The organism is Citrobacter sp. SX206 (assembly GCF_024181025.1).
GTDB lineage: Bacteria > Pseudomonadota > Gammaproteobacteria > Enterobacterales > Enterobacteriaceae > Citrobacter > Citrobacter youngae.
Genome location: NZ_CP049738.1, coordinates 3,227,665 through 3,241,037 on the forward strand (window position 1 = coordinate 3,227,665; position 13,373 = coordinate 3,241,037).

A 13,373-nucleotide genomic window follows, 5' to 3' on the forward strand; every position below is an offset into this window, starting at 1 on the left:
TCCTTCTAATGCAAGGATTAAATTGTTCCGCAAACCTTTTCAATCAATTCCGCAGGGAATTGCATTGACTGCATGATGTGTTCAACCATGCTGCATTTACGGCCGGTATTAGTGTTGGTGATCACCCAGTACGGCGTGCCTGGCACGTGTTTCGGTTTGGTTTGATTACCATTTTTCAGCAACGTCTGTTCATCCGCTGCAAAATAAACGCGCGTACGTCCGTGCAACGATTCCGTTGCTTCGGCGAACGCGTTGTTATCCAGTGAGTAAAGTGTAGACAGCACCAGCATAAAGCGATTCACTGCTTTTTTCTGTTCCGCATATTCATCGGAAAGCAGCAGTTCACGCATGGCGCGCACTTTGTCTTTCGTAGGGTTGACCGGCTTGGCTTCCACGACAGGTTGTACCGCGCGGACTTCTTTTACTACCGGAGTGACAGGCTGTGATGCGGCGGAAAATTTCAACATACGCCGTAAAATGTCGGATGCGCTCTCGCCAATATGCTTGGTGTGGCTGGCAATATAGCTATAGAGTTCATCATCAACTTCAATCGTTTTCATCTTAATCCAGTGCAATGTTTGGCTGAATACAAGTTGTCAGGACTTTACACGCTGTAGTGTAAAGGCAAATCCTAACAGCGGATAGCGTCAAGCCTGGTGACCAGCAAAACTCGGAGTAACCGTAGTTGTTGCAGCCATGTGGCAGAATGGTCAACATGATACCCTAACCCGTCAGTGTGAAAAAAAGAACTTTGCCATGAAATTGAATATCCGAGCGCAATCTGCGCAAAACCCGCACAATAATTCTCCCATCGTCCTGGTTCACGGCCTGTTTGGCAGTCTGGATAACCTCGGGATCCTGGCACGCGATCTCGTGGCCGATCACGACATCATCCAGGTTGATATGCGAAATCATGGTCTCTCCCCTCGTTCACCTGAGATGAATTATCCGGCCATGGCGCAAGATCTACTGGATACGCTGGACGCCAGGCAGATTGAAAAAGCGATCTTTATTGGCCACTCGATGGGCGGTAAAGCCGTTATGGCGCTGACTGCGCTGGCTCCTGAACGTGTCGAACGGCTGGTCGCCATCGACATTGCTCCCGTTGACTACCATGTTCGCCGCCACGATGAGATTTTTGCGGCAATCAATGCCGTAACCGATGCACAAGCGTCCTCACGCCAGCAGGCGGCGAGCGTTATGCGTCAGCACCTGCAAGAGGAAGGTGTTATCCAGTTTCTGCTGAAATCCTTTGTTGACGGCGAGTGGCGCTTTAACGTTCCCGTATTGTGGGATCAATATCCGCATATCGTCGGTTGGGAGACCATTCCGGCGTGGGAACACCCGGCGCTGTTTATCCCCGGCGGTAATTCACCTTATGTGACCGAAGCGTATCGCGAACAGCTGCTGGCGCAATTCCCGCAGGCCCGCGCACACGTTATTGCCGGCGCAGGCCATTGGGTACATGCGGAAAAACCCGATGCGGTGCTGCGCGCCATCCGTCGTTATCTGAGCGAGCAGGTTAACTGATTAAAAACTCAGCGTCCGCGCGTGATTACGCGCGTGGGCGTTGGCGCGCCTCCCCTGCTGATGTATTATGGCGCGCTATCCATCCGGGCGGACGCCTGGCTGATTGTTTCCCCGAAGTCACCAAGATCATGGCCAAAGAACAAACGGACCGTACGACATTAGATCTGTTCGCGCAGGAGCGTCGCCCGGGACGACCCAAAACTAATCCGCTCTCGCGTGATGAACAGTTACGTATTAACAAACGTAATCAGCTTAAACGCGACAAAGTTCGCGGGCTTAAGCGTGTCGAACTGAAACTGAACGCCGATGCCGTTGACGCTCTGAACGAGCTGGCCGAGGCACGCAACATGAGTCGCAGTGAACTCATCGAAGAGATGCTGATGAACCAACTCACCGCATTGCGCGGTCAGGCTTAGTCTGAATTTCTGCTCTAAATCATAAATCGTGTAGCACAGAGTGCAGTCCTGCGTGTTTGCTGTTTCCGCATGCCTGACTGTTCTGCTATGATTGCCCTTATCCGTGGGCAATGCGCCACCACCATTTCAATAAGTTTCAAGAGGTTATTTTACTCATGGCAATCACTGGCATCTTTTTCGGCAGCGACACCGGTAATACCGAAAATATCGCAAAAATGATTCAAAAACAGCTTGGTAAAGACGTTGCCGATGTACATGACATTGCAAAAAGCAGCAAAGAAGACCTGGAAGGGTATGACATTCTGCTGCTCGGCATCCCAACCTGGTACTACGGTGAAGCGCAGTGCGACTGGGACGACTTCTTCCCTACTCTCGAAGACATTGATTTTAACGGTAAACTGGTGGCATTGTTCGGCTGTGGCGACCAGGAAGATTACGCAGAATATTTCTGTGATGCGTTAGGCACCATCCGTGACATCATTGAGCCGCGCGGCGCCACCATCGTCGGCCACTGGCCAACGGCGGGTTACCATTTTGAAGCGTCTAAAGGTCTGGCAGATGACGACCACTTTGTCGGTCTGGCTATCGATGAAGATCGCCAGCCGGAACTGACCGCTGAACGCGTAGAAAAATGGGTTAAGCAGATCTCTGAAGAGCTGCACCTCGACGAAATCATCAATGCCTGATTTCGTGCGGCGTAGATATTCATCTGCGCCGCATCAATAGATAAAACCAATCAAAATAATTGCTACAAATTTGTAACTTTTTCGCCTGACCCTGTACAATGGCTGGATGCCAATCGGGTATTGCACAGTGTGTTTGTTGGTGATACCACGTTTTGATTAACAATATTTGCCAGAGACTTGCAGTTTTCATTTAGGCATGGCAGTTCTATAATGATACGCATTATCTCAAGTGCAATTTCTGTCACTTCTGTTAATGAAGTGAACCGTTTAGCTACAGGACAGATTCCGCATGACTGACAACAATACCGCATTAAAGAAGGCTGGCCTGAAAGTAACGCTTCCTCGTTTAAAGATTCTGGAAGTTCTTCAGGAACCGGATAACCATCACGTCAGTGCGGAAGACTTATACAAACGCCTGATCGACATGGGTGAAGAAATTGGTCTGGCGACCGTGTATCGCGTGCTGAACCAGTTTGATGATGCCGGTATCGTGACCCGCCATAATTTTGAAGGTGGTAAATCCGTCTTCGAACTGACTCAACAGCATCATCACGATCACCTGATTTGCCTTGACTGCGGCAAAGTGGTCGAGTTCAGCGATGACTCCATCGAAGCGCGTCAACGTGAGATTGCGGCTAAACATGGCATTCGTTTAACTAACCATAGCCTCTATCTGTACGGTCACTGCGCTGAAGGCGATTGCCGCGAAGATGAGCACGCGCACGACGGCAAGTAATGTAATGCTCTCTGAAAAGCCAACCATCCGGTTGGCTTTTTTTATGCGCGTTATCAGCGTGTTTCCCCTTCCCTCCACTCTTGTGTTGCTTTAATGTAAAAATCAATTGTCCCTTCCGGAGAGTCGAAATGGAACTTCGCCAGCTACGTTATTTTGTGCGCATTGTAGAAACCGGCAGCATGGGTAGCGCGGCGCTCGACCTCAGTATCGGTGTTTCGGCGCTCAGCCAGCAAATGACCCGCCTGGAAAACGAACTCGCCATACGTCTGCTGCAACGTACCTCGCGTGGCGTGACGCCCACCAGCGCTGGACTGGCATTTTACGCCCAGGCACAGCTGGCGCTCCGTCACGCAGACGATGCGATCCTCGCCGCACGGGAGGCCAGACTTTCCGGGCACGTCAGCGTCGGCATGGCCCCCAGTACTGCTTCCGTTCTTGGGATGCCTTTCATCAACGCCATGCGGGAAAGCTATAGTGATGTCCGCCTGCATGTGGTGGAAAGCCTCTCTGGTAACCTGGAACGAATGATTAATACCCGCCAGATTGATCTGGCGGTGGTATTTCAAAAAGAAAAGATCCTGCGCTGGAGCGCCAGACCGATTCTCGAAGAACGGCTATTTTTAATTGGTACTCATGCCCTACTGGCTGATATTACCGATGACAATATTGCTCCAGCCCAATTGGCACGTATTCCATTGATAATGCCAAGCCCAGGACATGGTCTGCGCGGCAGACTGGATGCTATCAGCCAGGAGCATGCGCTGAACATTGAGATCGCGACAGAAATTGACGGCCTGACGCTACTGATGCACGCCGTTCGCAGCGGAATCGGTGCAACACTTCAGCCCGGTGCGGCAATTTCCCATCTCGATAAAGAGACATTAAGAGTGATTGGCATCCATAATCCCATACTTAGCCGCCCCAACTTTTTGGTCAGCCTTTCTGACGATGAACTCACCCCAGCAGGTCTCGCTGCCCGTGTGGTACTAGCCAAAGTGATGCATCAACTGGTGGAATCTGGACACTGGCCAGGTGCGATCCTTTACAATAATTAAAGGGCTGTTTAGCATCACGTCATAGCGTCCACACAACTTACTCGTATACATTTTAATTACAAACTTAACAATTGGTTAAGTGGTAATGGAGTATGCGATGGTTGATGTTCTGGTGATTGGCGGCGGCAATGCTGCACTATGTGCCGCCTTAACCGCCCGGGAGCAAGGTGCTTCGGTACTGTTGCTTGAGGCAGCCCCGCGTGAATGGCGCGGAGGAAACTCCCAACACACGCGTAATTTACGCTGTATGCATGATGCGCCACAGGATGTACTGGTGGAGAGCTATCCAGAAGAGGAATTCTGGCAGGACCTCTGGCGTGTAACAGAAGGTAATACCAACGAGGTCCTGGCACGGCTGGTGATCCGTACCTCATCACAGTGTCGCGACTGGATGCGCCAGCACGGCGTTAACTTTCAACCTCCACTTTCTGGCGCTTTGCACGTGGCGCGAACCAATGCCTTTTTTATGGGCGGTGGGAAAGCCCTGGTGAATGCCTATTATCGCAGCGCAGAAAAGTTAGGCGTGCAAATCCGCTATAACACACCGGTGCAGGCGCTTGAACTGCACAACGGCGAGTTCGTGGCGGCGCTGGCTGGTGCAGAGCGCATTCCGGCAAAGACCTGCGTGCTTGCCGCTGGCGGGTTTGAATCTAACCGCGAATGGCTGAGAGAAGCCTGGGGTGAGAACGCCCGCGGTGAATGGCCTGCGGATAACTTCCTCATTCGCGGCACGCGCTTTAATCAGGGCGTACTGCTCAAATTTATGATCGATGCCGGCGCGGACATCATCGGCGACCCCTCCCAGTCACACTGCGTGGCGATTGATGCCCGGGCCCCCTTATATGACGGCGGGATTTGCACCCGCGTGGACTGTGTTTCGCTTGGCATCGTAGTGAACCGCGATGCAGAACGATTTTATGATGAAGGCGAGGATTTCTGGCCCAAACGTTATGCCATCTGGGGACGTCTGGTCGCCCACCAGCCCGGGCAAATTGGTTACTCCATTATCGACAGTAAAGCCATCGGTCACTTCATGCCCCCGGTTTTTCCTGGCGCACAGGCCACTACGTTAGCAGAGCTGGCACGTCAGTTGGGACTGGATACTGAGCGCTTTACCCATACTGTCATGCAGTACAACAGGGCCTGCCTGCCAGGCCACTTTGACCACACCACTCTTGATAACTGTGCAACACAAAATCTGACACCGGCAAAAACACATTGGGCGCGACCACTGGATACGCCACCTTACTATGGCTATGCCTTACGTCCGGGGATCACCTTCACCTACCTGGGGTTAAAGGTGAATGAACACGCCGCAGTGCATTTTGCCGGGCGTCCAAGTCGCAATCTGTTCGTCGCCGGGGAGATGATGGCGGGCAACGTGCTGGGAAAAGGCTACACCGCAGGTGTAGGCATGTCGATTGGGACCACCTTTGGCCGTATTGCCGGAAAAGAAGCCGCTCTGGCCGCACGTAAGGAGACTCGTCATGAAACCGCTTGAGAAATTAATTATCGAAGCGAAAATGCTTACCGAGCCGGAAGCTGAAGTTGAACGAGTTATGCAAGTCTGCAATGCCTGCCGCTATTGCGAGGGTTTTTGCGCCGTGTTCCCGGCGATGACTCAGCGTCTGGAATTCGGTAAAGCGGATATCAACTATCTGGCCAACTTGTGCCATAACTGCGGCGCCTGCCTGCACGCGTGTCAATACGCACCGCCCCATGAATTTGCTATCAATGTACCGAAAGCAATGGCAGAAGTAAGGCTGGAAACCTATCAGCACTACACGCAACCCGCCGCCTTTGGCGCGCTTTATCGTCGTGCAGGCGTCACCGTGACGCTGTCGCTGGTTTTCGGTCTGATCCTGTTTTTACTCCTCGCTATAGGTTTAACAGGCACGTTACTCCATCCCCCGCTGGCCGGAGATTTCTACCAAATTTTCCCGCATAACCTGCTGGCATGGATGTTTGGTTCAGTCTTTATTCTGGCGATGGGTCTGCTGATGGCGGGCGTTATCCGCTTCTGGCGGGAGATTTCTCCGGGGATGCCGCGTTCCTCTGACATTGCTGAAGCCTCTCATAATGCGCTGACGCTGAAATATCTCGATGGCGGGCACGGCAAAGGGTGTAACGAAGCAGATGATGCCTTCACCCTGATGCGCCGCCGTTTCCATCACTTCACCTTCTACGGTTTTCTGCTCTGCTTTGCCGCCACCGTGGTGGCAACGGGCTATCACTACTTTGCCGACATAGAAGCGCCCTATCCGTTCCTCAGCGTTCCGGTCATGCTGGGCACATTAGGCGGCATTGGCCTGGTTGTCGGCCCAGCGGGTTTGTTATGGCTGAACCTTAAGCGCTCACCGCTACATGGCGACGCACGGCAAAAACCGATGGATCGCGGTTTTATCCTGTTGCTGCTACTGACGAGTCTGACGGGCTTAGCGTTGTTGGCAGGCAGAGATACCTCAGGGATGGCTATTTTGCTTGCTATTCATCTTGGTGTCGTGATGGCGCTATTTCTGACCATCCCATACGGAAAATTTGCCCACGGATTTTACCGTTGTGCGGCATTACTCAAGTGGGCAATTGAGAAACGACGCTAAAATGCAAACGGGCGAAGAAATCTCTCCGCCCGTTCTTGTTCATACCACGTTTTATTTCGCCGTATTATTACTGCGAATTTCCTGCCAGACCTTATCACAATCGGCCTTAACGGATTGATCGTTACCCGTACGCGTTGCCTGGATACACTGCTGGTAATCCAGTACGCGCACGCTTTCTTCATTCGCAAACTGCTGGTGCTGTTTTTCTTTCTTCAGCACATTCAACACACTTTGGCAGGCTTCGATTTTCTCCGGCGAACCCTGCGCGGTATTGATACACGCGCTATAGGCTTCCTTAAGACGGCTATCTTCTTTCGGCGCGGGTGATTGCGCGCAGGCAACCAGCCCTGATGCCATGACGGCGATGAGTATCAGCTTTTTCATAACACATTCCTCAACAAAACGGCAGGCTTGCGGCCTGCCTCTGTCGGCATTAGAAGATGGTGAACGGAGCAATAACGATGAATTTCACGTCACGCTCATCCTGGAAGATGTTACCGTAACCACCGCCCCAGCTCGGAATATCTGAATGGTTGTCGTACTGGGTGAAGTGCAGTTTAAACATAGTGCCCTTCGCACGGCCATCCTGCAGGGTATAGACCGCATCCAGGCTGTAAGACGACTCTTCAATAGTACGATTTTTGTCGTAGTACGCATCCGGGTTGAGCTGCCAGGTAGCCGGTTTAGCATCCCACGCGTAAACGTATGATGCGCCCACTGCCCAGCCAGGCAGGTTCCAGTTTTTCAGGTCATACATCGCGCCGAAGAACACGGCCTTTTCACCGTTGGCGTTGAAGTCAGAGCGGTTATCCCACCAAACGTCCAGACGACCGTTTGAAGACGCATAGGTCGGGGTCATACGCTGCAGGAAGTAGCCCTGCTGCCCGTCAGCTTTAACCCAGGTCCCTTCCAGTCGCAGATCAACGACTTCTGCCACTTTGTAGCCGAAGGTCAGTGCCTGCAGCCAGGCCGTGCCATCATAAATGTCGTTAACTGTGCGGTCATCAACCTTATCGCGGGCACCGTAGAACTGGTAGCTGGTGGTAAACGGGTTACCGCCTAAATCAAATTTGTAGCTGGCTTTGGCGAAATACTGATCGACGTAGCCTTCAGACTGACCGAATGCTGCTTCCAACAGCAGGTTATTTTTGAAGTCATACTTTGCGCCGATTGAATGGAGGTAATCAACTTTGGTCTTTTTATCGGCCTGATAGAATTTATCGACTTCGGTGTGCCACGGTGCTTTATATTCGTTGGCCCACATATAGGAGAAGCTCAGCGCACCCGCATCGCCATAATCGAAGTTGGCACCGGCTTCAGCACCCTGATAGGTACCAGGCATAAAGCTCCAGTGTGGTGCCAGCAGAGTTTGCCCGGTTGGCTGAATATAACCAGCGCGCGCCCAGGTTGGGCCAAATTTGAATTTGGCTGCCGCTTTATACAGGCTAATCCCGCTCTTATCGCCGGAGTAATCTTCGTCATAGCCTTTATTTTTTGAAGAGAATGCGATTTCGTTTGGATGGCCGCTTTCGCTACTTTCGTTCATTTCAATAGCAGTGAATGCTGCGATATCAATACCAAACATATCGGCCGCATAACCGGACTGGAAGTCGAGGTTAGCGTTCCAGGTGGAGTGAGAAAGGTTGGTTTTGTATTTGTCGTGGTCGGTCACATCTTTACGGTCACGTTCACGCTGCCAGTAATAGATGCCGCCAGTTAAGGTAGAGTCATCAATAAAACCTTCGGCGTGAACCTGGGGAGCGACAACAAAACCCGACATTGCTGTGATACCGGCGATAGCCAGCGCCAGCGTACTACGTTTGCCACTAAACGTACGCATATGTTAATCCTCTTTGACATAAAAATGCTGCCGATAAAAGCGGACAGCGAAAAAGCAAAAATTAAAAAAGTAGCGCTGAGAAAACCTCATTGACTACAATGAATAGACTATTTTTCGCGACGCGAATTATCAATCTCTTTTTGTAACCAGTATGTAAGAACATGAGCAACCGCACATATTTCATTGCTTTCTGTTACATTTTCATCGGGAGTTAAAAAAGCGTTGAAAAATTGAAAAAAGGCTTGTTTTCCATAAAGATGAAATCGGTTTCAGTCCAGAGTGGCTGATAAAACAAGGTTTTTGTTAGAAAAATATAAACGGCAAAAACCATTCCTGAATAACAATTATTTCGCTGCGCAAATAGAGTCTGCTAACCATTTTCAGGCGAAAAAAAACGCCGCAGAGTGCGGCGTTTGAAAAGATAATGCGTAACGACGGTTTATTCGCCTACTTTAGCCCATGTATCGCGCAGACCCACGGTGCGGTTAAACACCAATTTGTCAGCTGTTGCGTAGCGGCTGTCGAGGCAGAAATACCCTTCACGCTCGAACTGGAACGCTTTACCAGCAACAGCGGCCTGTAGCGAAGGCTCACCGTAACCCTGCTTAATAACCAGCGATTCCGGGTTAATAACGGACAGGAAGTCTTCCGCTGCCCCCGGGTTTGGCACGCTAAACAGACGGTCGTACAGACGGATTTCAATCGGTAGCGCATGGGACGCGCTCACCCAGTGAATAACGCCTTTAACTTTACGACCATCGGCCGGATCTTTGCTCAGGGTGTCAGCATCGTAGGTGCAGAAAATGGTGGTGATCTTCCCTTCTGCATCTTTCTCGACACGCTCAGCTTTGATCACGTAAGCATTACGCAGACGGACTTCTTTACCCATCACCAGACGCTTGTACTGCTTGTTCGCTTCTTCGCGGAAATCGGCCCTGTCGATCCAGATTTCACCGCTGAACGGCACTTCACGGCTGCCCATTTCCGGCTTGCTCGGATGGTTAGGCATGGTGACCAGTTCGCTTTCGCCCTGCGGGTAGTTTTCGATAACCAGTTTCACCGGATCGATAACCGCCATCGCGCGCGGGGCGTTTTCGTTCAGATCTTCGCGGATACAGGATTCCAGAGAAGCGATCTCAATGGTGTTGTCCTGCTTGGTCACGCCAATGCGTTTGCAGAACTCACGGATCGCGGCAGCGGTGTAACCGCGACGACGCAGGCCAGAGATCGTCGGCATACGGGGATCATCCCAGCCTTCAACGTGCTTGTCGGTCACCAGCAGGTTCAGCTTGCGCTTGGACATCACGGTATATTCCAGATTCAGGCGCGAGAATTCGTACTGACGCGGATGAACCGGAATAGTGATGTTGTCCAGCACCCAGTCGTACAGACGACGGTTATCCTGGAACTCCAGCGTACACAGTGAATGCGTGATGCCTTCCAGCGCATCGCTGATGCAGTGGGTAAAGTCGTACATCGGGTAGATGCACCACTTATTGCCGGTCTGGTGGTGTTCAGCGAACTTAATACGGTACAGCACCGGATCGCGCATCACGATAAACGGCGAAGCCATATCGATTTTCGCACGCAGGCAGGCTTTACCTTCTTCAAAACCACCGTTACGCATTTTTTCAAACAGCGCGAGGTTTTCTTCAACGCTGCGATCGCGGAACGGGCTGTTTATACCCGGCTGAGTCAACGTGCCACGGTATTCGCGAATTTCTTCCGCTGACAGTTCGTCAACGTACGCCAGGCCTTTATTAATAAGCTCTACCGCATAGGCGTGAAGCTGATCGAAGTAATCCGAAGAGTAGCGAATGTCGCCAGTCCAGTGGAAACCTAACCATTCAACGTCGTTTTTAATCGATTCAACGTACTCGATATCTTCTTTAACCGGGTTCGTATCATCAAAACGCAGGTTGCACTGGCCCTGGTAATCTTGCGCAATGCCAAAGTTCAGACAAATGGATTTCGCGTGGCCAATGTGCAGATAGCCATTTGGCTCCGGCGGAAAACGTGTATGGATAGTGGTGTGCTTACCACTGGCCAGATCTTCATCGATGATCTGACGAATAAAGTTACTCGGGCGGGCTTCAGCCTCACTCATCGTGGATTCCTCAAAGCGTAAACAACGTATAACGGAACATGATCTTATAAGCGACGTCAGGAGACAACTATTAGTTGCACAAAAAAGGTGTTTCAACAGGATATATGAGGGTATTTGCTGCAAAAAAAAGCGGCGGAGGAATCTCCCCCGCCGCTTAAGGCACTTAACTCACTTTACTCAGGAGCAGTTATTTACCTTTAATCTCATACAGCGGTGTCTGACCGGCAACCACATGACCTTCGGCTTTAATGACCAGCGCACCGAAATCATCGCTGTTGCTGCACACAACCGGGCTAATCATGGAACGTGCGTTGGCGTTCAGGTATTCCAGATCCATTTCCAGAATCGGTTGACCTGCTGCAACAACCGCACCTTCTTCAACCAGACGTTTAAAGCCTTTACCTTCCAGCGCCACGGTATCGATACCCATATGGACCACGATTTCCGCGCCTTTTTCCGTTTCCAGACAGAACGCATGGTTGGTGTTGAAGATTTTCACAATAGTACCCGCTGCCGGAGAAACCACGATTTTATCCGTTGGTTTTACCGCCACGCCGTCACCCACTGCTTTGCTGGCGAAGGCTTCATCAGGCACCTGCTCCAGTGCAACCACATCACCGGTAATCGGAGAAACCAGCGCTTCAATGGTGACCGCATTCGCGACAGCCTGCGGTTTTGCAATCGGGGCAGCCGCTGTCGGGGCATTGTCAGTAGACGCTGCCGCAACCGGGCCGCGTGCCACAACTTTCTTCATTTCGTCGCCGATAGATTCAGCTTTCGCACCCACGATAACCTGAATAGTTTGTTTGTTCAGCTTAACCACACCCGATGCGCCTAAGCGTTTGCACATCGCATCATTGACGCGGGCAGAATCGCCAACGGTCAGACGCAGACGGGTGATACAGGCATCAATCGCTTTCAGGTTATCCGTACCGCCAACCGCAGCAATGTAGTTGGTTGCCAGTTGAGCTAAACCTTCTTCGGTATTGCTGTTTGCTTCGTCAGTAACAATCTCGTCTTCTTTATCTTCGCGGCCCGGCGTTTTCAGGTTAAACAAACGAATAACCGCGCTGAACAGGACGAAGTAGATAACGAAGAATACCAGACCCATGGCGACCAGCATCCAGACGTTCTTACTTGCAGCCGGCAGGTTGTACATCAACACGTAGTCGATAGCACCTGCGGAGAAAGAGAAGCCCGCATGGATTCCCAACAGCGTCGCAACGAACAGGCTGATACCCGTCAGAACGGCGTGCAGGAGGTACAGCAACGGAGCCAGGAACATAAACAGGAATTCCAGCGGCTCGGTAACACCGGTCAGAAATGCGGTGATAGCAACGGACAGCAGCATACCGCCGACCATCGGACGACGCGCTTTCGGCGCGGCGAAGTACATCGCCAGAGCCGCACCCGGCAGACCAAACATCATGATCGGGAAGAAGCCAGACATGAACATACCCGCAGTGCCGTCACCCGCGTAGAAGCGGTTGATATCACCGTGGAATACGGTACCTGCAGCGTTAGTGAATTCGCCAATCTGGAACCAGGCGATGGTGTTCAGCACCTGATGCAGACCGGTTGGGATCAGCAGACGGTTGATGAAGCCAAAAATACCAGAACCCAGCGCGCCAGCGCCCACGATCCACTCACCACCCGCATGGATGGCATTCTGCACCGGCGGCCACACGTAGCCGAAGATAGCAGCCAGTATCAAACAGAAGAAGCCAGTGGCGATGGGTACAAAACGTTTGCCGCCGAAGAAGCTCAGGAAATCAGGCAGTTTGATGCCAGACCAACGGTTATACACAGCACCGCCGACCAGACCGGTGATGATACCCGCCAGCACGCCCATGTTGATCGCCGGGTTAATGGTAACCATTGCTTTGGTCAATATGAAATAACCAACCGCACCTGCCAGCGCTGCCGCACCCGCGCTGTCTTTAGACCAGCTGGAAGCCACACCGATAGCAAAAATTAACGCGAGGTTATCAAAGATAGCCCCACCCGCTTGCGCGATGAAGGGTACGTTCAGTAAATCTGGTTGGCCGAATCGCAGCAACAGTGCCGCGACTGGCAGCACCGCGATGGGGAGCTGTAACGCCCTACCCAGCCGCTGGAAAAAACCTAAAATATTCATTTTATTCCCCCTACGAGACCCCGATTAGGCTCCTTTGAAGCCATATTTTTATTGTGCGACCATTCCTAACTGCAACAGCAAGAGATTTTGGGACAACAACATTAACCATTCATCTACATTCAGAGTGTGTGAAAAATTAATTCGTATCGCAAATTAAAAGCGTGTTTTTTGTGATTCCAATCACCAAATATCGTTATTAACCCTCCCTTACACTGGCTAACTACGAAAACTTATTTTATCATTCAAAAAATCGAAACGGATTGATC

Annotated in this window: 13 protein-coding genes; 8 read left to right on the forward strand and 5 right to left on the reverse strand. The window is 51.4% G+C overall.

What is annotated here, in order from left to right; genetic code table 11:
- Window positions 1–17: 17 nt before the first annotated feature.
- The gene (gene seqA / locus G8S19_RS15760; protein ID WP_061067527.1) at window positions 18–560 is read right to left on the reverse strand and encodes a replication initiation negative regulator SeqA; all 543 of its coding nucleotides are present in this window, start codon (window positions 558–560) and stop codon (window positions 18–20) included.
- 196 nt (window positions 561–756) lie between these two features.
- Here seqA and ybfF point away from each other — a divergent pair, with 196 nt between their 5' ends.
- From ybfF to tcuB, 8 genes are all read left to right on the forward strand, one after another.
- Window positions 757–1,530, forward strand: coding sequence for an esterase (ybfF, locus tag G8S19_RS15765; protein WP_061068807.1), 774 nt, complete (start codon window positions 757–759; stop codon window positions 1,528–1,530).
- A 128-nt stretch (window positions 1,531–1,658) separates the two neighbouring features.
- Complete coding sequence (gene ybfE, locus G8S19_RS15770; RefSeq protein ID WP_005121400.1) at window positions 1,659–1,946, forward strand: LexA regulated protein; 288 nt, start codon at window positions 1,659–1,661, stop codon at window positions 1,944–1,946.
- Between the two features lie 155 nt (window positions 1,947–2,101).
- Complete coding sequence (fldA, locus tag G8S19_RS15775) at window positions 2,102–2,632, forward strand: flavodoxin FldA (protein WP_003022839.1); 531 nt, start codon at window positions 2,102–2,104, stop codon at window positions 2,630–2,632.
- Window positions 2,633–2,842: 210 nt separating this feature from the next.
- A complete protein-coding gene (locus G8S19_RS15780) occupies window positions 2,843–2,929 on the forward strand; it encodes a ryhB-regulated fur leader peptide (protein ID WP_100247215.1) in 87 nt (28 codons plus the stop codon).
- Complete coding sequence (fur, locus tag G8S19_RS15785) at window positions 2,922–3,368, forward strand: ferric iron uptake transcriptional regulator (protein ID WP_003022836.1); 447 nt, start codon at window positions 2,922–2,924, stop codon at window positions 3,366–3,368. Before G8S19_RS15780 ends, fur begins: the two co-directional genes overlap by 8 nt.
- 128 nt (window positions 3,369–3,496) lie before the next feature.
- A complete protein-coding gene (gene tcuR / locus G8S19_RS15790; protein WP_048212276.1) occupies window positions 3,497–4,423 on the forward strand; it encodes a tricarballylate utilization LysR family transcriptional regulator TcuR in 927 nt (308 codons plus the stop codon).
- Between the two features lie 97 nt (window positions 4,424–4,520).
- Window positions 4,521–5,924: an FAD-dependent tricarballylate dehydrogenase TcuA gene (gene tcuA, locus G8S19_RS15795; RefSeq protein ID WP_253685528.1), complete on the forward strand. Its 1,404-nt coding sequence runs from the start codon at window positions 4,521–4,523 to the stop codon at window positions 5,922–5,924.
- A complete protein-coding gene (gene tcuB, locus G8S19_RS15800; protein ID WP_048212278.1) occupies window positions 5,911–7,023 on the forward strand; it encodes a tricarballylate utilization 4Fe-4S protein TcuB in 1,113 nt (370 codons plus the stop codon). Before tcuA ends, tcuB begins: the two co-directional genes overlap by 14 nt.
- 51 nt (window positions 7,024–7,074) lie before the next feature.
- On the opposite strand, the gene chiQ is transcribed toward tcuB, so the two are convergent.
- The 4 genes from chiQ to nagE form a co-directional block, all read right to left on the reverse strand.
- Window positions 7,075–7,407 carry a ChiQ/YbfN family lipoprotein gene (chiQ, locus tag G8S19_RS15805; RefSeq protein ID WP_005121405.1) on the reverse strand — a complete coding sequence of 111 codons (333 nt, stop codon included), beginning with the start codon at window positions 7,405–7,407 and terminating at the stop codon, window positions 7,075–7,077.
- 49 nt (window positions 7,408–7,456) lie between these two features.
- Window positions 7,457–8,863: a chitoporin gene (chiP, locus tag G8S19_RS15810; protein ID WP_048212279.1), complete on the reverse strand. Its 1,407-nt coding sequence runs from the start codon at window positions 8,861–8,863 to the stop codon at window positions 7,457–7,459.
- A gap of 439 nt (window positions 8,864–9,302) precedes the next feature.
- Window positions 9,303–10,970: a glutamine--tRNA ligase gene (gene glnS, locus G8S19_RS15815; protein WP_253685530.1), complete on the reverse strand. Its 1,668-nt coding sequence runs from the start codon at window positions 10,968–10,970 to the stop codon at window positions 9,303–9,305.
- A gap of 187 nt (window positions 10,971–11,157) precedes the next feature.
- Window positions 11,158–13,107 carry a PTS N-acetyl glucosamine transporter subunit IIABC gene (gene nagE / locus G8S19_RS15820; RefSeq protein ID WP_048212281.1) on the reverse strand — a complete coding sequence of 650 codons (1,950 nt, stop codon included), beginning with the start codon at window positions 13,105–13,107 and terminating at the stop codon, window positions 11,158–11,160.
- Window positions 13,108–13,373: the final 266 nt, after the last annotated feature.

Coding starts and splice junctions, on each gene's coding strand:
- seqA (WP_061067527.1), bottom strand. CDS start 560: ATGAAAACGATTGAAGTTGATGATGAACTCTATAGCTATATTGCCAGC.
- fldA (WP_003022839.1), top strand. CDS start 2,102: ATGGCAATCACTGGCATCTTTTTCGGCAGCGACACCGGTAATACCGAA.
- tcuR (WP_048212276.1), top strand. CDS start 3,497: ATGGAACTTCGCCAGCTACGTTATTTTGTGCGCATTGTAGAAACCGGC.
- G8S19_RS15780 (WP_100247215.1), top strand. CDS start 2,843: ATGATACGCATTATCTCAAGTGCAATTTCTGTCACTTCTGTTAATGAA.
- tcuA (WP_253685528.1), top strand. CDS start 4,521: ATGGTTGATGTTCTGGTGATTGGCGGCGGCAATGCTGCACTATGTGCC.
- tcuB (WP_048212278.1), top strand. CDS start 5,911: ATGAAACCGCTTGAGAAATTAATTATCGAAGCGAAAATGCTTACCGAG.
- glnS (WP_253685530.1), bottom strand. CDS start 10,970: ATGAGTGAGGCTGAAGCCCGCCCGAGTAACTTTATTCGTCAGATCATC.
- ybfF (WP_061068807.1), top strand. CDS start 757: ATGAAATTGAATATCCGAGCGCAATCTGCGCAAAACCCGCACAATAAT.
- nagE (WP_048212281.1), bottom strand. CDS start 13,107: ATGAATATTTTAGGTTTTTTCCAGCGGCTGGGTAGGGCGTTACAGCTC.
- ybfE (WP_005121400.1), top strand. CDS start 1,659: ATGGCCAAAGAACAAACGGACCGTACGACATTAGATCTGTTCGCGCAG.
- chiQ (WP_005121405.1), bottom strand. CDS start 7,407: ATGAAAAAGCTGATACTCATCGCCGTCATGGCATCAGGGCTGGTTGCC.
- chiP (WP_048212279.1), bottom strand. CDS start 8,863: ATGCGTACGTTTAGTGGCAAACGTAGTACGCTGGCGCTGGCTATCGCC.
- fur (WP_003022836.1), top strand. CDS start 2,922: ATGACTGACAACAATACCGCATTAAAGAAGGCTGGCCTGAAAGTAACG.